The sequence below is a fragment of the Rickettsia endosymbiont of Thecocarcelia acutangulata genome (assembly GCF_964263195.1).
Taxonomy (GTDB): Bacteria; Pseudomonadota; Alphaproteobacteria; order Rickettsiales; family Rickettsiaceae; genus Rickettsia; species Rickettsia felis.
Genome location: NZ_OZ181652.1, coordinates 1,247,478 through 1,265,494 on the forward strand (window position 1 = coordinate 1,247,478; position 18,017 = coordinate 1,265,494).

Here is an 18,017-nt window from a genome sequence, read left to right on the forward strand (position 1 = left end):
ATATTTGTTTAAATCATATTATGGCCGCCGTTGATAGAAATAGTCTCACCTGTTATAAAGCCGGCATTTTTATCAACTAAAAATGCCACGGCTCTAGCTATTTCTTCAGGCTGTCCTAGTCTTTTTTTGGGGATACTATTAACGATTTTAGCAAGTACGTCTTCGGGTACTGCTCCTACCATTTCGGTTGCAATATACCCTGGAGCTATACAGTTAACGGTGATATTTTTAGAAGCAGTTTCACAAGCAAGAGCCTTAGTAAAACCGATGATTCCGGCTTTAGCGGCAGAGTAATTAGTTTGTCCAACCTGTCCTGCTTGAGCATTAATTGAACTGATATTTACTATACGATCGTAATCTTGGTTTCGCATCTGCTCCATTACGCTGCTAGACATATTAAAGCAAGAATTGAGATTAACGTTAATGACGTCATTCCAATCTTGATGACTCATTCTATGTAGCATTTTATCTTTGGTAATACCGGCATTGTTAACAAGAATACTTACCGGTTTTTTAAATTCCTCTTCAATTTCCTTTACTGCTTGCCTGCATTCTTCAAAATCCGCAACATTCCAGCGTTTAGTTTTGATACCGTATTTTTCTTCCATCTCTTTAGCGGCGTCGTAATTACTGAAAAAATTAGCAACTACCGTAAGACCCATATTTTTTAATTCTAAAGCGGTAGCTTTACCTATTCCTCTAGTACCGCCTGTTACAATTGCAAGTTCTGACATTATTTCTCCATACCTATATTTTGACTTTTATTAGATTTAACCGGTGGGGTTATATTTGGTTTAAGTTGTGACACCGATTTAGTTAACGGTTTAACAACTTTCTTATCACTGCGTATTACGATAGATTCTTTAGGATGATTTTTTTCATATTCCGCATCTATCTTTTTATCCATCTTTTTTTTATCTTCAATTTTATTTGTTTTAGCCGTTACCTCCATTATACCAGCAAGTGTTTCTTTTCTACTTTTTGGAATAGCTCTTTTATTTTCTTTTTTAGTGCCGTAACAACCTATTGTTGCACCGCCTGCATAAATACTACCTGCTTGCTGAGCAATATGACCGTTTTTAAGTAATTGTTTATCGATGTCTGTTATTTTTATACCGGTATATTTTGATAATGCTTGAGATATTTTATTATGTTCATTAAGTCCTTCTCTATCTTTACCGCTAGCACACATTGTTAATATTTCTTACTGAAGTAAATTTATTAAACTAGTGGTTTTATTCTCTTGTTTATTTTGTCTTATTTTTTCTGTTAAATTACTTAAGGCATCTGATATATTTAGATTAATATTTTCTTTATCAAAAGATATAAAAGGGAGTTTTGTCTCGAAGGATATTCTAAAAGGAATATCTGCTTGCTCAATATTTTCTCTTAATGTTACAGCTTTTTTTAATATTTCTTTTTCCTGATCCGTTAAATTTGCATTGTTAATTATTTCTACAGCATTTCCTTTAGGTTTATTTATCCTAAAAAAACGTTCAAATTTGCTTCTAGGTTTAATATGTGCTTTTAATTCATCAATTCCTTTTTCAGTTAATAAATTTTCTGCTATTTTGTTTAAAGTATCACTCACTCCTGAAAAATTATTTGTTACTCCTATAAGCCTAAATAAATTAAGAGGAGTATTAGTATTTTTCCCACCGACATTTTCCATAGATTTTTTTGTCTGATCAACAATTGTGGGATCATTGCCGGCTCCTATAGGACCTGAGTTTAATGTATTGGTATGAATAGTAAAGCCGTCTTCAAGCCATTCTTGGGCTTGGCGTGCATTTAAGTCGGTAATTTTTTGTCTAGAATCTATATCATTTGAAATCGAGGCTAATGTACCTGCATGTTTAGATGTAAGCAATGTTTCAAAATTTTTACCGTCTTTGTCGGTTATTGCCCCAATTTTCTCAAAGGCATTTTTCATGCCAACAATTTGTCTTAACTGGGTTGGGATAACATGCCTACCGTTTTGAATTGTATCAGCGTACCGATCAACAAGCTTCCTCTCCCATTCAGGCATTACATTATACCAGTTTTTACCTTCTCTATTTTGATATTCTTGCTTTTGTTCGTCTGTCAAGCCTTTAAAAGCTACTTCCGCTTCGACTACAATATGCTCTTTTCCCTCATCATTGGTGACTTTTGACAAAGTTACTATATTACAATGCTCATCATTGAAATTTTGAAAATCTTTAGCAACATTTAATTTTTTATGAGCATTTTTAATACCGTTTGTTCCTAGCAATTCAGCAACATTGTCAATCTCGGTTTGCATATTTTTTGAGATATTTTTTTGTGATTTTTCCATATTCAAAGCATTAAAACTATTAATAAATTTTACTGCTTCTTTATTTAATTTCAGCACAAGCTCAGGTTTATTTTCGGTCTTTGCTATGTCTATCGCTCCTCTGATAGCGTTTAAATATTGCATTTCAAAAGCTTCAGTGCCTAAAACAATTTTTTCATTAGGATTGTTGCGACCGTCACGTATTAATATTGAAGTTTCGCCATTTTTTCCTTCAATTTTAGTAAGCTTTATACCGGTTTTCGCATGACGTAAAATTTCTAAACCCTGTAATGCCTAGGTAAAGCTGCCTTTTTCAACAGCTTCTTCAATTTTAGCTCTATTTGTTTCTAAAGGAACGCCTACTCCGGATGTAGTTAAAAATTCTTTTGTATGATTTAATAAAAACGCCTTATCGTTATCAAATTGTTTTTTTAATGATGAAAGCATTATAAAATTCTATATGTAGTTGTTCATCTCTTGTTATTTTAATTAAAAATTATTATATAAAAATAGTCTAGTTAAAAATATTTAACTTTATTAATTAAAATATGTTATTTATATGAATATTGATAAATTTACTGCACATGCTAAATCAGTGATAGCTAGTAGCCAATCGATTGCTGCTAAAAACGATCATCAGCAAATATTACCTTTGCATTTATTATCTAGTCTTTTAAGTGAAGAAACAGGTATAATTCAAAGCCTTATTAATAATATCGGAGGTAATATAAACTTATTAAAAGATCAAGTTCAGCTAGAACTAAATAAAATCCCAAAAGTTCAGGTTGAAGGAGGGGGACAAGTTTATTCTTCTGCTGAAGCTCTTAAAGTTTTAGAAAAAGCTAGTAGCATTGCTAAAGACAGTGGGGATAGCTTTGTAACCATAGAGCGTATATTTGAAGCATTAACTTATGATAATACTATAGCCGGTAAAATTTTAACGAATAATGGAATTAATAGTAAAAAATTAGCAGCAGCTATTTTACAGCTTCGTAAAGGCAAAAAAGCAGATACCGAATCGGCAGAAAATAGTTACGATGCTTTAAAGAAATACGGCAGAGACGTAACAGAGCTTGCCGAAAGCGGTAAGCTTGACCCGATAATCGGGCGTGATGAAGAAATAAGAAGAACCGTGCAGGTGCTATCACGACGGATGAAAAACAACCCTGTGTTGATCGGAGAACCCGGAGTCGGTAAAACTGCTATAATAGAGGGGCTTGCACAACGTATATTTAGTAAGGACGTACCTGAGTCGCTTATGAATTGCCGTATTATTGAGCTTGATATGGGAGCATTAATAGCAGGTGCTAAATATCGAGGTGAATTTGAGGAGCGTCTTAAAGCAGTACTTGGTGAAATCAAAGAATCAAGCGGTGAAATTATTTTATTTATCGATGAATTACATCTATTAGTCGGTACGGGAAAAACCGATGGTGCTATGGATGCCTCGAATTTACTAAAACCTATGCTTGCTCGTGGTGAGCTGCACTGCATCGGTGCTACTACTTTAGACGAATATCGTAAATATATTGAGAAAGATGCAGCACTTGCTCGCCGTTTCCAGCCTGTTTACGTAAGCGAGCCGACTGTAGAGGATACTATATCAATACTTAGAGGAATTAAAGAAAAATATGAGCTGCATCATGCCGTGCGAATTTCTGATAGTGCAATAGTTGCAGCAGCGACGTTATCAAACCGTTATATTACCGATCGTTATTTACCTGATAAAGCTATTGATTTGATTGATGAAGCTTGTAGCCGTATGAAAATAGAATTGTCAAGTAAGCCTGAAGAGCTTGACGAGCTAGATCGCCGTATTATTCAGATAAAAATTGAGCTTGCAGCACTTAAAAAAGAAAATGACGAGCATTCTAAAAAGAAAATTATCCATTTAACCGAGGAACTCGAAAAGTTAGAATCTAAATCATATGATATGAATGCTAAATGGCAGGCAGAAAAATCTAAACTACAGCAAGCCCAAAAACTTAAAGAAGAGTTAGAACGAGCAAGAATCGATCTAGAGCGTGCCGAGCGTGACGCTAATCTCGCTAAAGCTAGTGAGCTAAAATACGGAATTATACCTGAGATTATGAAAAAGATTCAGGAAGCCGAAAGTATGGATAATAAAGGGCTATTAAAAGAAATTGTATCGGAAAGTGATATAGCAAGTATTATCTCTCGTATTACCGGAATCCCGATTGATACTATGCTCTCTAGTGAACGTGAGCGTCTGCTCGTAATGGAGCAGAAACTACGTGAATCGGTCATAGGACAGGATGAGGCAATTAAAGGAGTCAGTGATGCGGTAAGAAGATCACGTGCAGGTATTCAGGATATTAATCGTCCGCTTGGTTCGTTCTTATTCTTAGGACCGACCGGCGTCGGTAAAACAGAGCTTACCAAGGCCTTAGCCGCTTTTCTTTTTGATGACCGTAATGCAATACTTCGTATAGATATGTCAGAATATATGGAGAAGCATGCTATTTCTCGTTTAATAGGAGCTCCTCCTGGCTATATAGGATATGATCAAGGCGGGGTGTTAACGGAAGCAGTAAGACGCCGCCCTTATCAGGTAATATTATTTGATGAAGTTGAAAAAGCCCATCCCGACATATTTAATATTATGCTGCAAATACTTGATGAGGGAAGATTAACCGATAGTCAGGGTATCACAGTTGATTTTAAAAATACTATTATAGTTTTAACTTCTAATTTAGGTGCTGAGATACTCGTTAATCAGAAAGAGGACGAAGATACATATAAAGTAAAAGATGAGGTTATGGAATATGTTAAAGCAGTATTTAAGCCAGAGTTTTTAAATAGGTTAGACGAAATTATATTATTCCATCGCCTAAATCGTAATAATATTCATGATATAGTTAAGATACAGCTTGAAAGCTTAAAGAAAATTTTACTAGCACAAAATATTATTCTTGAATTTGATGAATCTGCTTTAAATTATTTAGCCGAAAAAGGCTATGACCCAAGCTTTGGAGCAAGACCCTTAAAACGCCTTATCCAGAGGGAAATACAAAATAACTTAGCCAAAATGATTTTAGCAGGCGAAATAAGTAGCGGTAATACCGTGAAAATAGCTAGAGAAAAGGAAGAGCTAAGGATAAAGATAATTGATTAAGCTCTGCGTACGAAAACTAAATTATTGTATAAATCATAATTTTCATTAATTTTTTCTTGAGCCTAGTCTATTACTTTGTTATAACCACCTTTCTAACTTTGATAAATAAGTAAGTTAGATACAATAAAAATCTAATGAACGGAAGTGTGAAGCATTATGTATAATGACGATGAAATAGATTACGAAACAGCAGAAGAGATATTGAAAGAAATCTACTCCTTAAATGAACTGGAAGAATTAAAAAAACAAGATGGAGTAAAACTTGAAGAATATGTCGATGCTTACAATGAAGCAGAATTAGATGATAATAACAGTATAACTTTTAGAGAATTTTTTGCATTGAAAGATTTCAAAGAAACCGGCTATATGAGGTTGTATGATAAAACAAAAGAATCCTATGAAATGCAACGTGCTTTAGTAATACTAACTAATGATCAATACCAAATGAGTCAAGGACAAGTTGAAAATCTTACTATTTGGCGTAGAGAAACAAGAGAGAAATCAGAGGTGGGTATATTTAACATAGGAAATGAATATTCTACAGAGCGGTTTATGTCTACAACTTCTGAGCAGAGTATTATTAATAATCATATGTCAGATGAATTAAAACCGCATCAAATTAATATTGAATATGAAATTGAAATGAATTCCCCTCTAGTAGATGCTGATATTTCTTCTATATTAAACGATGGAGAAAAGGAAATAGTAGTATCGCCAAATACTAAATTTGAAATAACTAATGTTAAGCACGAGGATGATCATACTCTATGTATTAGTATGAAAAACAAGCCAATCATATATGATACATGGAAAAGTAATTTTGATCTATGGCTTTCTAACCTAGAGCAATTAGTATCCACAAATACCGATATAAGTGTGGAAACTTATACATTAGGATCCGATGCTTTACAAATTGATATTATAACTTGATATAAAAAAGAAATATTACTTATCGAATTATGGATAAATCTTTATCCATAATTCGGGTCAATTTAGAGTTAATAACATTCAATTTCAGCTAATGTTATACTTTCAGTACCTGATAATTTATAACAATCATTACTAGTAGAGTTAGGAATTTGTAAGTCAAATAATAGTGTTTTTTCTTCTTTATACGGATCAATTAAGTAAGAATTTGTAATATCTGTAACTATTGGCGATAAGTAAGTGGTTGTTTCAATAAGCTTATCAATAGCATTCTGTCCGTCTTTTAATATTTTATCGACTAGTTTTTTATCTTTATAAAAAGTATTTACGGCACCTATTAAGGTTGTTGATATCTCATATATAATAACACCGTTTTTAATTATATTGGTTATATTAGAGTCTAATTTTGCTGTTTTAGAAAAAATTAAAGAAATGACAGTAGGATATTTATTAAATACATTAGGTAGTTCTAAAAAATTATTTACGGTTGAATAGGCAGAATTGGTTGCTTCTGAAAAACAATTAAATGCTTTATATATGTAATTACCATGAAACATGGTAATTACATATCATACTACTATATTAAGAAGTGTCAATATTAAAATTTATTTACTGATATCCTCTAAACTCCATCTAGCTTTTGGACAGAAATTCAAAGGAGTAAATAGCTTATTATTGTAACGCTCAAGTCCTGCATATGCAATCATTGCAGCATTATCGGTACATAAACGGATAGGCGGATAAATAAGCTGATAACCATATGTTTTAGCACAATTACTTAATATTTCTTGTAAATATTTATTGGCAGCAACACCGCCGGCAATTACTATAGCGTCATTTAAAAAGCTTGATCCAAGTGAATTTTGTGGGTAGAGCCTGTGCTCACGTACTTTTGTATGCTCCGCAGGCTCTTCCTTAAATTCATCTTGTCTAAAGCTTTTTAAATTTAGCTGTGTAGTATAATCTATATTCTCGTAATAATCATTTACAACTCGTTCATATGTTATAATAGCATCCTGTACCTTACTACTTAGAATTTCTCCTATGGTGAACTGAAAACTTGCCGCTATATCATTAATTACAGCGTCATTAAGTTCCTTTAAACTCATTATTAAAGTACGTACGGCAGTTTTAAGCCCTGAAAAGGACATATTGCAATTACCGCTGTTAATTATAGGTTTTGGAAATTTATATTTATGAGGATCGCCAAGTTTTGCTTTTTTCTCAATTTCAGGTCCTCCAGGAAAGGCTAAGTTTAGCATTTTTGCTACTTTGTCAAAGGCTTCGCCTACGGCATCATCTATAGTAGACCCTAGGATTTTATATTTTCCAAGCCCTAGGACCGCTACAAATTGGCAATGTCCCCCCGAAGCTAACAAGAGTAAATAAGGATAAGGGATATTATCGGTTAATCTTGCGGTTAAAGTATGACCTTCTAAATGATTAATTGCAATAAATGGTTTTTTTAAAGCACTGCTTAGCGACCTTGCAAACATTGAGCCGACTATAACACCGCCGATTAAGCCTGGACCGGAAGTTGCGGCAATTGCACTAATTTCCGTTAATTTAGTGTTGCTCTCTTTTAAAACATTTTTTAATGCTTTATCTAGATTCGATAAGTGAGAACGTGCAGCAATTTCAGGTACGACCCCTCCAAAAACTGCATGTTCTGTATTTTGTGAAATAATTATATTAGATAGGATTTCTCGATTTTCGGTGATTATAGAAACAGCTGTATCGTCACAGCTTGATTCTATACCTAAAATTTTTGTCATACAAATTGAAACCGGTATTGGCTAAAAAAGTAGTGTTGCCCGCGTGGATACCAAATCGTCATTGTTGCGTAGACCGTTTCCGTCATTGCGAGGAGTTGCGTTAGCAACGACGTGGCAATCTCAGGATATTTAACGAGATTGCCATGCAGTCTACGACTGCTCGCAATGACAACTCATATCCACGCAACAAGACTGGCTCGCAATGACGATATTTATCTTTATTTAATAATGCTTAATTAGATACCTTTAAGGTATTTAATTGATTATACAGCTTATAAATAGATTGTTCGGCATCAATAATTTTTTTATTAACTATTTTTAGTAATTTTTCCGAAGGTTTTTCTGTTATTTGTGTTGCAGAACTTACTTGCTCTGCTAACTTTTTAAGTGATTCTTGTATTTCTACAAAAGATTTCTTAAATTGTTCTTTAATAGTAATAGATGATTCTTCAAGCTCTTTAATTTTTAAGCATAGATTTTCTAATAAATGATCTATTTTAGTTTGCATTAAAGTCAATTTTTGCTTTTGTTTTTTACTAAGATAGCTTAAAGTTTCTTGCATTTTTGCCTGTATACGTACTTTTGTAGTACGTTCAAGTTCTGAAGCTAAACCTATTTTACTCATTAAAAATATTATCCATTTGTGAACGTCAAAATGATACCATTTTGCACCGTTACGATAATCTGAAGGAAAAGCATGATGGTAATTATGCCAATTTTCACCTAGTAAAAATAGAGCCATCCACCAAATATCTCCAGCGGTACCTTTGTAATATTGTTTACTACCGGCAAAGTGGCATAAAGAATTAACACAGAAGGTTGCTTGCTGCTGTAGGAATCTACCGAGCCCCATAAATAAAAATCCTGCATATGCTGATAATATAGTACCGCCGACTAAGTAACCGATAAATAAAGGCACGACAATATTCATAAAAGCTGCTATTTGCCAATAATATTTTAGCTGCCATTTTAATAAATTGTTTTTCCCGTGCTTAGCCCAAGTAATGCGATCAATAGACTTATAGCTACCGCTTCCGACTAGCATCCATCCTATATGAGACCACATAAAGCCTAAAAATTTATTGTCAAATTTTAAAGGAGTATGCGGATCTTGGTCTTGATCCGTATATCTATGATGTTTATAATGATTCGATGCCCAAGATAAAGCTGGTCCTTGTAATGTTCCTGCAGACAGCATAATTAAGACAAACTCGGCATATTTATTTATTTTATAGGCATTATGAGACCACAATCTATGCAAACCAATCCCAACGGTAATATTATTAATATAATAACTAGCAATTATAAAAATAACTTCAGTTAGTCCTATCCCATAATCAAATGAATATTTAACTACAAGAGATATAATAAAAATAGGATAAAATATTAAAGCAAATAAAGCAGGCTTATTTAGTTTACTTAACATAAAATTTACAGTTTTTAGTTATAAACATATATAAATTGGCAACGAATAAAATCTTATTATATTATAGTATACATAAATATAATTAATAGATATTAACATACTTAATGCATAAATACAAAGAAAATTTTGACAACAAAATTCTAGTCGCTATCTTTATTTAAACAATAACCGATAAAACTAAAGGTTTTAATAATTAAATTGTCTTTCCCTAAGGCCTCTCTAATTCTATTTATATGAACGTCTTATAGATGTTCATTAAAGGTCTCTTCACTTTCCCATAAATATTTTATTATTTCTTGACGCGAAAACACTTCATTTGAAAATTGAAAAAAGTCGCAAAATTTTAAACTCAGTAGGACCTAGGCGAATATTCAGTCCGTCTTTGTATACTTTTTCAGTATTTAAATCAATATTTATATTCTTAAATTTAATAATATTATCCTGTAAAACTGACTTAGAACGTCTCAATAAGCTCTTTAAAGTACCTACTATTTGCTCAGATAAAAAGGGCTTATAAAAAAATAGTACGTTATCGTCTATTCCTGTTAAATTTAATTGCTTGTTTGGTAATAAAAATATTATAGGCGTGTTAGAAAATTTATTAATTTTTCTAACGTTATTTATTGTTATTAAAGGATTTTCTTGTAATTCTGCACTAATAATCATGATAGCAAGCGGCTGACTAAAGAAATAAGTTAATGCTTTTTCTAGAGTTGAAGCCCTAATTATATTAAATCCTGCTCTCTCTATATCATTACTTAAAGAAATATTAACACTTTTTTTATTTTTTTCTTCTATAATTAAAACTTCAGGTAATAGCTTATCAAACACTGAATTAATCTCCATTAATATTTAGTAAATAATTAAAAACTTTTGTAATAATTTTCTGATTTATTAGGGTTTATAGCAAACTTTTATAAAAAGAAACAAAGAAATAATAATTTTTTAAAGATAATACTTGAATTTAATAGTTTTAGTTGCTATAATTAGCTTTAATTTAAAGTTTGTTTGTTGGAGATTTTTATATATCATGAGCTTTTATGAATCAGTTTTTATTATACGCCAAGACGTATCATTAAACGATATAGATAAAATCGTTGATGATTTTGCTAAAATTATTAAAGATAATAATGGCACTATCGTAAAAAAAGAATATTGGGGGTTAAGAACTTTAGCTTACAAAATCGGTAATAACAAAAAAGGACATTATTATTTTTTAGGTCTAGATATTACTGGTAATGTAAAAGAAGAGCTAGAAAGAAAAATGAAGCTTAACGAAAATATCATTAGATTTCTTACAATTAAAGCAGATTCAATTAGTAGTGAACCTTCACCGATATTAAAAAATCAGAGTACAGAGAATACTCCGGTAATTGATGTAACGATTAATAATTAAATTTGTAAGAATTAAGGTTAAAGAATGTTAAAAAGTAATAATGCTAGTGAAACAGCTACTCGCAAGGTAGGAGATAAAACTGCTAAAAAAGTGTTTTTTAGAAGACGTAAAGGATGCCCTCTTTCTGTGCCTAACGCACCTGTTATTGATTATAAAAATCCTGAGCTTTTAATAAAATTTGTCTCTGAAGGCGGTAGAATGCTACCAAGTAGGATCACAAATGTTTGTGCAAAGAAACAAAGAAAGCTAAATAATGCTATTAAAATTGCAAGAATTTTAGCGTTATTACCTTTTGTATTTCAAGCTAAATAAAGGCATAATATATGGAAATTATATTAATAAAACCCGTAAGAAAATTAGGTAAAATTGGCGACATGCTCAAAGTAGCAGACGGATTTGGTCGTAATTATCTTTTACCGCAAAAATTAGCTATTAGAGCTACTGAGCCTAATAAAGAGCTAATAGTGAAACAAAAACACGAATTTGAAGCAAAAGATAAGCAAATAAGAGAAGAAGTAGAAAAAATTAATGCTCTTATTAAAGATCAAAAATTAGTTTTTATCCGTCAAACATCAGATGACGGTAAACTTTTCGGTTCGGTTACTAACAAAGAAATAGCCGATAAATTATCTGAAAATGTATCTTATAATATCGCTCATTCAAATATTATTCTTGATAAACAAATTAAATCTACCGGAATTTATACAGTTGAAATAAGACTCCATGCGGAGCTTAATGCTATAGTTACGGTTATTGTTGCAAGATCAGAATCAGAAGCACAAGATTATTTACGCGAACAAAAGACTGAAACTTCAGAAGATTTAGCTGAGTCAGCATAAATTTTTTCTATCGTTATTGCGAACGAACATCGTTCCTGCGGCAATCTAGTTAAAAATTCTGATTTACAGAATTTTTTTAATTATTTTTCTAGATTGCAACAATGCTTCGCTCCTCGCAATGACGGTTCGGTGTCCATACAACAACGTCCCACCTATGAGGGAACAACATAATTCGTATACTACCGAATTAACTACAATATCCTTAAAAATAACTTTCAACAATACTAATATTTTTCAACCATGCTATATGAAAAATTTGAGTATAATATCAATAATCTAATAGGTAATTTTGGTTTATCTAAAATAGCGGTTGCAGTCTCCGGTGGAAGCGATTCGGTAGCACTTCTTTATCTTGCTAACATTTGGGCAGAAAAAAATAATATAGAATTATCTGTTATATCGGTTGATCATAACTTACGGGAACAGTCGAAGCAAGAAACCCATTATATCCAAAATATCAGTAATAGTCTAAATCGCAAGCATTATAGTTTCTCTTTTGATCATCAAAATAATTTTTCTAATTTACAAGAAAGAGCAAGAAAAGGGCGCTATGATTTGATGACAAATCTATGTCTAGAACTTGATATATTAGTACTTTTAACTGCTCACCATAAAGATGATTACTTAGAAAATTTTTGTTTAAGATTAGAACGTAATAGCGGTATATTTGGACTTAGTAGCAGTAATATTAATTGGTATAATAATATACAAATAATTAGACCGCTATATAATATTCCAAAAAGTGAATTAGTAGAGTATTTAGTCAGTCATAATATAAAGTGGTTTGAAGATGAGTCAAATTCATCTGATAAATATAGACGAAATATTATTAGGCAAAAATTAGCTAAAGGCGAAGATTATATTAAAGCCGATATAATCTTACAACAGCTTAAAATTAATGATTTACTGGATAATAAATTTAAACCGGAGTTAATATCAGCAATAGCCGAAGCAGTCAAAATTTTTGAATATGGCTTTGCTTTTCTTGATTTAGTTAAATTTGATAAATTTTCAAATGAGGTGAAAGTACAAATAATTAATTTTTTACTGATAATAATTAGCGGACAATCTAGAGCAGCTCGTTTTTATTCGGTAGAACATATTTTGAAATTAATTACTCAAGACGTAAACTTTAAGAATACCCTTCATGGCTGTGTAATTAATCGTATACAAAACGAGTTACTTATATACAGGGAATTCGGCAAAAAATTACCTGAAAGTAAAATATTATTGGATAAATCCGTTATTTGGGATAATAGATTTTGTATCACAAGAAATCAAGAAACTCCAAATTGTTTTGTAACTCATCTATCGTTAGAAGATTATAAAATGATAAAGAAACAATTAGATCTAGAACCTTTGAAAAATCTATCCTGCAAAAACCACAATGCAATTTTATTTACCTTACCTATCATTAAAATACTTGAAAAAGTTATAGCAATACCACATATATCATATTATGATAACGACATGTGGAACTTTGAAGTATCTTTTGCTCCAAATTTTGTATCTCGTTTCACCCATTTTTGCTAACACCGGTATTTAGCTTTGTTGCATGGATACCAAATCGTCATTGCGAGCAGCCGTAGGCTGTGCGGCAATCCATAAAAAATTAAAAAAATGCTATAAATTAGTGTTTTTTACTGGATTGCTTCATCAAAACTTGCAGTTTTTCTTCGTAATGATGAAAAAAAAACGATCAATGCAACAACGCCTCTAATACCGATAAAAATTTTTATTAGGTTTTATATCGATGAATAATCAAGGTAGAAGTATTTTAGCTTGGGCAGCACTTTTTGTTTTTGTAATATTACTTTTTAATATTTTCCAATCTGACGGTTTACTTGGCGGAAGAAATAATATAACTTTCTCAGATTTTTTAACACGAGTTGATGAAAAGACCGTTAATTCGGTAAAAATTCAAGGTAGAGTAATTGAAGGCACTTCAAATGACGGCTCTACTTTTAACACTTATGCTCCTGATTATCCTGATTTAGTAAATCGTCTTACTAGTAATGACGTTAATATTGAAGTGGTGCCTCTTGAAACAAGAATGAATACCTTTTTAGGCTTTTTAATTTCTTGGTTTCCTATGCTTTTATTGATAGGTGTTTGGTTTTTTTTCATGCGTCAAATGCATGGAGGCGGGAAAGCCATGGGGTTTGGAAAATCGAAAGCTAGGTTGCTATCAGATAAAGGACCAAAAATTACCTTTAAAGATGTAGCGGGTATCGATGAAGCAAAAGAAGAATTAACTGAAATAGTAGATTTCTTAAGAGATCCAAGCAAGTTCCAAAAGCTTGGGGGTAAAATACCGAAAGGCTGCTTACTTATAGGACCTCCTGGAACAGGAAAGACCCTTCTTGCTAAAGCAATTGCAGGTGAGGCTAATGTTCCGTTTTTTAGCATATCCGGCTCTGATTTTGTTGAAATGTTTGTGGGTGTCGGTGCAAGCCGTGTGCGTGACATGTTTGAACAGGGTAAACGTAATGCTCCTTGTATTATCTTTATCGATGAAATTGATGCGGTAGGTCGCCATAGAGGTATCGGTATGGGTGGCGGTAATGATGAACGTGAGCAAACCTTAAACCAAATGTTAGTCGAAATGGACGGCTTTGAAGCAAATGAGGGAGTTGTGATCATTGCAGCAACTAATCGCCCCGATGTTCTTGACCGTGCATTGCTACGTCCCGGTAGGTTTGATCGTCAAATTGCCGTTGCAAACCCTGATATAAACGGTCGTGAACAAATTCTAAAAGTACATTTAAAGAAAATTAAATATAATAGTACGGTACTAGCACGAATTATTGCTCGTGGTACCCCGGGCTTTTCCGGTGCTGAACTTGCTAACTTAGTTAATGAGGCTGCTCTTATCGCTGCAAGGCTTGGTAAGAAAGAAGTAGATATGCACGACATGGAAGAGGCAAAAGATAAGGTGCTGATGGGAGTTGCACGTCGTTCTATTGCAATGTCGGAGAAAGAAAAAAGATTAACTGCGTATCATGAAGGAGGACATGCGTTAGTCGGGCTTTATTGCCCTGCAGCCTCACCTATTCATAAAGCTACGATTATACCGCGCGGTAATGCTCTTGGGATGGTGCAAAGACTTCCTGAAACTGATGAATATTCTCAGAATCGTGAACAGATGGAATCATCTATAGCAGTTTATATGGCAGGAAGAGTAGCAGAGGAAATTATTTTCGGTAGAAATAAAGTTACCTCAGGAGCTTCATCGGATATAAAAGGTGCAACTAATATTGCAAGAGCAATGGTTACAAAAGCAGGTTTAAGTGATTTAATAGGACCGATATTCCATGGTTCAAGCGGCGATGATATGTATGGTAGACAACCGAGTAATGAAACCTCGGAAGCTACTGCAGAGTTAATCGATGCCGAAGTTAAAAAAATTATTATGCAAGGATATGAATTTGCAAAAGATATTTTAACAAAACATATAGATCAGCTTCATACTTTAGCTAATGCTTTAATTGAGTATGAGACATTATCCGGTCAGCAAATTAAAAACTTACTTAGCGGCAGAGCTTTAGATTCAGAAGAGGAAAATAAGTTTCCTTTTAATGATTCATCTACTATAAAAATAGATAAAGAAAAATCACCTGAGAAAACAAAAACAAGTAAGGCTAAAAAAGAAAATTCCGCTTCCTAAGTTTAATAGTATAATTTATGTATAAATTTATAGATTTATTTTGCGGCATCGGTGGCTTTGAAAAGCCTTGGAAACAAAGGGTCTTGAATGTGTTTTTTCTTCTGATATAGACAAAGACGTACAAGAAGCATATAAAAGAAATTTTGGTGATAAGCCATATGGTGATATTACTGAAATACCGGAAAACAAAATCCCTAAACATGATATTTTATGTGCCGGTTTTCCTTGCCAATCTTTTAGTATTTCAGGTAAGAGGCTTGGTATAGATGATATTAACGATAGACTCTTTTATGAAATAATCAGAATAGCACAATATCACAAACCCTATATATTATTACTTGAGAATGTTAAAAATATTCTGAATATTGATAATGGCAGTGTAATTGAAACTATAGATCAAAAATTAGATGAGATTGGCTATAAAGTATATAGAAATGTGTTAAATGCTTCATTATTTGGAGTACCGCAAGCAAGAGAAAGAGTTTATTTTGTTTGTTTACGAAAAGATTTTAGCAGTGAATATACACTCAAATACGTAAAGCCGAAAGAATCTTATGAAAGGATTTTTCTTGGTGATATTTTAGAAAAGGATGTTGATAAAAGTTTATATATTAATAGAGATGATATTGTTTTAGATAAAACACCGGTTGAAAAGCAATTAAAGCCAATTAGGATTGGTCAAGTTAATAAAGGCGGTCAAGGTGAAAGGATTTACAGCCCTTTCGGTCATTCAATAACTTTATCGGCTTTTGGTGGCGGTGTCGGTGCTAGAACCGGTCTTTATTATATAAATGATAAGATAAGAAGACTATCAATCAATGAATGTAAATATTTAATGGGTTTCCCTCAAGACCATTATGTTGCATATGGATTAAAGGGTTATAGGCAGTTAGGTAATTCAGTAATTCCACAAATAATAGCAAATATATATGACTCAATAATAGCAGTTTAATGGATAATGGAAACGCATATATAGGTAAAAATGTAGAAACTCTTTTTAAAAATAGTATCAGTGAACATATTGATATAATAGATAAGATTAGAGATGTTTTTAAAATAGAAGGCAATTTTTCACATGCTATTAGCACAGGAATATATGCAGAAAAATCTGATGTTAAAATGAATTTTAGCTGCGGTTATAACATAGATGTTAGTATTAAGGCATATAAGCAGGCAATAGCCTATAATCAACTTACAAGAGCATCTATAAGTAATTTTTGCAAAACATTTAACTTAAATTGTTTAGATTATCTACAAAATTTGATAATTAACAAATCGAGAAATATTAAGTCAAATTTAATTCCATTTGAAGAACAAGAAAGGGTGTTATTAATTTTTCAGCCTATTGCAAAAGAAATGGTTAAATGGTCATTCTCAAATGAAACTGCAAGAGAGTTATTAGTTTTATATCAAAGAGAAGAAAAACTAATGCGTATATATGTAATGAAAGATGTTCTAAAAGCTCTAAATTATGATATTATTTTTACAAATAAGGGTAATATTATAATAGGTAATTATATTGTAATTCAACGAAAAGGGGGAATGGCTCTTTAAGTAAAACAATCCCTAAAGATTCAATTAAACATCCCGGTAATAACATTCAACTAAAATTAAAAATCAAAGATTTTGTTAATGGTATGAAAGATTGTGAATTAGCTAATTATTTTGTATAGTACTAAAAATAAATTTTAAGAGAGTACTTAAATGGCAGAGTTAAGATTACCGCCAAATTCAGTAGTAAAAAAAGGAAAAGAGCATAAAGAACACGAGGAAATGCTTAAACCTAGAAAGGTAAAAATTTATAGGTATGACCCTGATCTTGATGATAATCCTATTATCGATAGTTTTGAGATAGATTTAAGCAAAACCGGACCGATGATTTTAGATGCTTTAATTAAAATCAAAAACGAAATCGATTCTACTCTAACGTTCAGGCGTTCTTGTCGAGAGGGAATTTGCGGTAGTTGTTCGATGAATATTGACGGCACAAATACTTTAGCTTGCATAAAACCGATAGAAGAGATATCAGGCGATATCAAAATCTATCCACTTCCTCATATGAAAGTAGTGAAAGACTTAGTACCTGATATGTCGCATTTTTATGCACAATACGAATCTATAGAACCTTGGCTCAAAACCGATAGCCCTACCCCTTCAAACTCTGAAAGGTTACAGTCGATTAAAGACCGAGAAAAGCTTGAAGGTTTATATGAGTGTATATTATGTGCTTGCTGTTCTACTTCCTGTCCTAGCTATTGGTGGAACGGTGATAAATATTTGGGTCCTGCGATTTTATTGCAGGCTTATCGATGGATTGCCGATTCAAGGGATGATCATACTGGCGAACGTCTTGAAGATTTAGAAGATCCGTTCAAGCTTTATCGTTGCCATACGATTATGAACTGCACTAAAACCTGTCCTAAAGGCTTAAACCCTGCTAAGGCTATAGGTAAAATAAAAAATCTAATTGCAGAACGTCATGGCGTATGATTCTTAATTAATTATTTTTAAAAATGATAAAATAATGAAAAAAACAATTATTTTCTGTTGGCTAT

18 protein-coding genes are annotated in these 18,017 nt (G+C 32.3%); 10 read left to right on the plus strand and 8 right to left on the minus strand.

Going from position 1 to position 18,017, the window contains the following annotated elements:
* Positions 1–8: 8 nt before the first annotated feature.
* The 4 genes from ACE38Q_RS06740 to ACE38Q_RS06755 form a co-directional block, all read right to left on the minus strand.
* Positions 9–734 carry an SDR family oxidoreductase gene (locus tag ACE38Q_RS06740; RefSeq protein WP_500190692.1) on the minus strand — a complete coding sequence of 242 codons (726 nt, stop codon included), beginning with the start codon at positions 732–734 and terminating at the stop codon, positions 9–11.
* On the minus strand, positions 734–1,192 hold the full coding sequence (locus ACE38Q_RS06745) for a hypothetical protein (RefSeq protein ID WP_500190694.1): 459 nt from the start codon (positions 1,190–1,192) through the stop codon (positions 734–736). The genes ACE38Q_RS06740 and ACE38Q_RS06745 overlap by 1 nt, the downstream gene beginning before the upstream one ends.
* Before the next feature lie 12 nt (positions 1,193–1,204).
* Positions 1,205–2,440 (minus strand): hypothetical protein, encoded by a 1,236-nt coding sequence (locus ACE38Q_RS06750; RefSeq protein ID WP_500190697.1) that lies wholly within the window; start codon positions 2,438–2,440, stop codon positions 1,205–1,207.
* A 150-nt stretch (positions 2,441–2,590) separates the two neighbouring features.
* Positions 2,591–2,743: a hypothetical protein gene (locus ACE38Q_RS06755; RefSeq protein WP_500190699.1), complete on the minus strand. Its 153-nt coding sequence runs from the start codon at positions 2,741–2,743 to the stop codon at positions 2,591–2,593.
* A gap of 112 nt (positions 2,744–2,855) precedes the next feature.
* Between ACE38Q_RS06755 and clpB the strand changes: the two genes are divergently transcribed.
* Both clpB and ACE38Q_RS06765 read left to right on the plus strand, forming a co-directional pair.
* On the plus strand, positions 2,856–5,432 hold the full coding sequence (gene clpB / locus ACE38Q_RS06760; protein ID WP_500190702.1) for an ATP-dependent chaperone ClpB: 2,577 nt from the start codon (positions 2,856–2,858) through the stop codon (positions 5,430–5,432).
* A 156-nt stretch (positions 5,433–5,588) separates the two neighbouring features.
* Entirely contained in the window at positions 5,589–6,362 is a 774-nt protein-coding gene (locus tag ACE38Q_RS06765; protein ID WP_500190704.1) for a hypothetical protein, read from the plus strand.
* A gap of 68 nt (positions 6,363–6,430) precedes the next feature.
* On the opposite strand, the gene ACE38Q_RS06770 is transcribed toward ACE38Q_RS06765, so the two are convergent.
* From ACE38Q_RS06770 to ACE38Q_RS06785, 4 genes are all read right to left on the minus strand, one after another.
* Positions 6,431–6,916, minus strand: a complete 486-nt coding sequence (locus ACE38Q_RS06770; RefSeq protein WP_500190706.1) for a DUF5424 family protein — start codon at positions 6,914–6,916, stop codon at positions 6,431–6,433.
* Positions 6,917–6,964: 48 nt separating this feature from the next.
* On the minus strand, positions 6,965–8,134 hold the full coding sequence (gene tsaD, locus ACE38Q_RS06775) for a tRNA (adenosine(37)-N6)-threonylcarbamoyltransferase complex transferase subunit TsaD (protein WP_500190708.1): 1,170 nt from the start codon (positions 8,132–8,134) through the stop codon (positions 6,965–6,967).
* A gap of 232 nt (positions 8,135–8,366) precedes the next feature.
* Entirely contained in the window at positions 8,367–9,560 is a 1,194-nt protein-coding gene (locus ACE38Q_RS06780) for a fatty acid desaturase (protein WP_500190710.1), read from the minus strand.
* A gap of 312 nt (positions 9,561–9,872) precedes the next feature.
* The gene (locus ACE38Q_RS06785; RefSeq protein ID WP_500190712.1) at positions 9,873–10,391 is read right to left on the minus strand and encodes a response regulator; all 519 of its coding nucleotides are present in this window, start codon (positions 10,389–10,391) and stop codon (positions 9,873–9,875) included.
* 199 nt (positions 10,392–10,590) lie between these two features.
* On the opposite strand from ACE38Q_RS06785, the gene rpsF reads away from it, so the two are divergent.
* The 8 genes from rpsF to ACE38Q_RS06825 all read left to right on the plus strand — a co-directional run bounded on the left by rpsF (position 10,591) and on the right by ACE38Q_RS06825 (position 17,952).
* Entirely contained in the window at positions 10,591–10,956 is a 366-nt protein-coding gene (gene rpsF / locus ACE38Q_RS06790; RefSeq protein WP_041078796.1) for a 30S ribosomal protein S6, read from the plus strand.
* Between the two features lie 24 nt (positions 10,957–10,980).
* Positions 10,981–11,268 (plus strand): 30S ribosomal protein S18, encoded by a 288-nt coding sequence (gene rpsR / locus ACE38Q_RS06795; RefSeq protein ID WP_010420625.1) that lies wholly within the window; start codon positions 10,981–10,983, stop codon positions 11,266–11,268.
* A gap of 11 nt (positions 11,269–11,279) precedes the next feature.
* Entirely contained in the window at positions 11,280–11,795 is a 516-nt protein-coding gene (rplI, locus tag ACE38Q_RS06800; protein ID WP_500190715.1) for a 50S ribosomal protein L9, read from the plus strand.
* Positions 11,796–12,035: 240 nt separating this feature from the next.
* Entirely contained in the window at positions 12,036–13,328 is a 1,293-nt protein-coding gene (gene tilS, locus ACE38Q_RS06805) for a tRNA lysidine(34) synthetase TilS (RefSeq protein ID WP_500190717.1), read from the plus strand.
* Positions 13,329–13,548: 220 nt separating this feature from the next.
* Positions 13,549–15,462: an ATP-dependent zinc metalloprotease FtsH gene (gene ftsH / locus ACE38Q_RS06810; protein WP_500190719.1), complete on the plus strand. Its 1,914-nt coding sequence runs from the start codon at positions 13,549–13,551 to the stop codon at positions 15,460–15,462.
* Positions 15,463–15,529: 67 nt separating this feature from the next.
* Complete coding sequence (locus ACE38Q_RS06815) at positions 15,530–16,414, plus strand: DNA cytosine methyltransferase (protein WP_500190721.1); 885 nt, start codon at positions 15,530–15,532, stop codon at positions 16,412–16,414.
* Positions 16,414–17,016, plus strand: a complete 603-nt coding sequence (locus ACE38Q_RS06820; protein WP_500190724.1) for a hypothetical protein — start codon at positions 16,414–16,416, stop codon at positions 17,014–17,016. The genes ACE38Q_RS06815 and ACE38Q_RS06820 overlap by 1 nt, the downstream gene beginning before the upstream one ends.
* Positions 17,017–17,166: 150 nt before the next feature.
* Positions 17,167–17,952 (plus strand): succinate dehydrogenase iron-sulfur subunit, encoded by a 786-nt coding sequence (locus ACE38Q_RS06825; RefSeq protein WP_500190726.1) that lies wholly within the window; start codon positions 17,167–17,169, stop codon positions 17,950–17,952.
* Positions 17,953–18,017 lie beyond the last annotated feature (65 nt).

Coding starts and splice junctions, on each gene's coding strand:
- ACE38Q_RS06750 (WP_500190697.1), bottom strand. CDS start 2,440: ATGCAATATTTAAACGCTATCAGAGGAGCGATAGACATAGCAAAGACC.
- ACE38Q_RS06740 (WP_500190692.1), bottom strand. CDS start 734: ATGTCAGAACTTGCAATTGTAACAGGCGGTACTAGAGGAATAGGTAAA.
- ACE38Q_RS06755 (WP_500190699.1), bottom strand. CDS start 2,743: ATGCTTTCATCATTAAAAAAACAATTTGATAACGATAAGGCGTTTTTA.
- clpB (WP_500190702.1), top strand. CDS start 2,856: ATGAATATTGATAAATTTACTGCACATGCTAAATCAGTGATAGCTAGT.
- rpsR (WP_010420625.1), top strand. CDS start 10,981: ATGTTAAAAAGTAATAATGCTAGTGAAACAGCTACTCGCAAGGTAGGA.
- ACE38Q_RS06820 (WP_500190724.1), top strand. CDS start 16,414: ATGGATAATGGAAACGCATATATAGGTAAAAATGTAGAAACTCTTTTT.
- ACE38Q_RS06770 (WP_500190706.1), bottom strand. CDS start 6,916: ATGTTTCATGGTAATTACATATATAAAGCATTTAATTGTTTTTCAGAA.
- ACE38Q_RS06780 (WP_500190710.1), bottom strand. CDS start 9,560: ATGTTAAGTAAACTAAATAAGCCTGCTTTATTTGCTTTAATATTTTAT.
- ACE38Q_RS06825 (WP_500190726.1), top strand. CDS start 17,167: ATGGCAGAGTTAAGATTACCGCCAAATTCAGTAGTAAAAAAAGGAAAA.
- ftsH (WP_500190719.1), top strand. CDS start 13,549: ATGAATAATCAAGGTAGAAGTATTTTAGCTTGGGCAGCACTTTTTGTT.
- tilS (WP_500190717.1), top strand. CDS start 12,036: ATGCTATATGAAAAATTTGAGTATAATATCAATAATCTAATAGGTAAT.
- tsaD (WP_500190708.1), bottom strand. CDS start 8,134: ATGACAAAAATTTTAGGTATAGAATCAAGCTGTGACGATACAGCTGTT.
- rpsF (WP_041078796.1), top strand. CDS start 10,591: ATGAGCTTTTATGAATCAGTTTTTATTATACGCCAAGACGTATCATTA.
- ACE38Q_RS06745 (WP_500190694.1), bottom strand. CDS start 1,192: ATGTGTGCTAGCGGTAAAGATAGAGAAGGACTTAATGAACATAATAAA.
- rplI (WP_500190715.1), top strand. CDS start 11,280: ATGGAAATTATATTAATAAAACCCGTAAGAAAATTAGGTAAAATTGGC.
- ACE38Q_RS06765 (WP_500190704.1), top strand. CDS start 5,589: ATGTATAATGACGATGAAATAGATTACGAAACAGCAGAAGAGATATTG.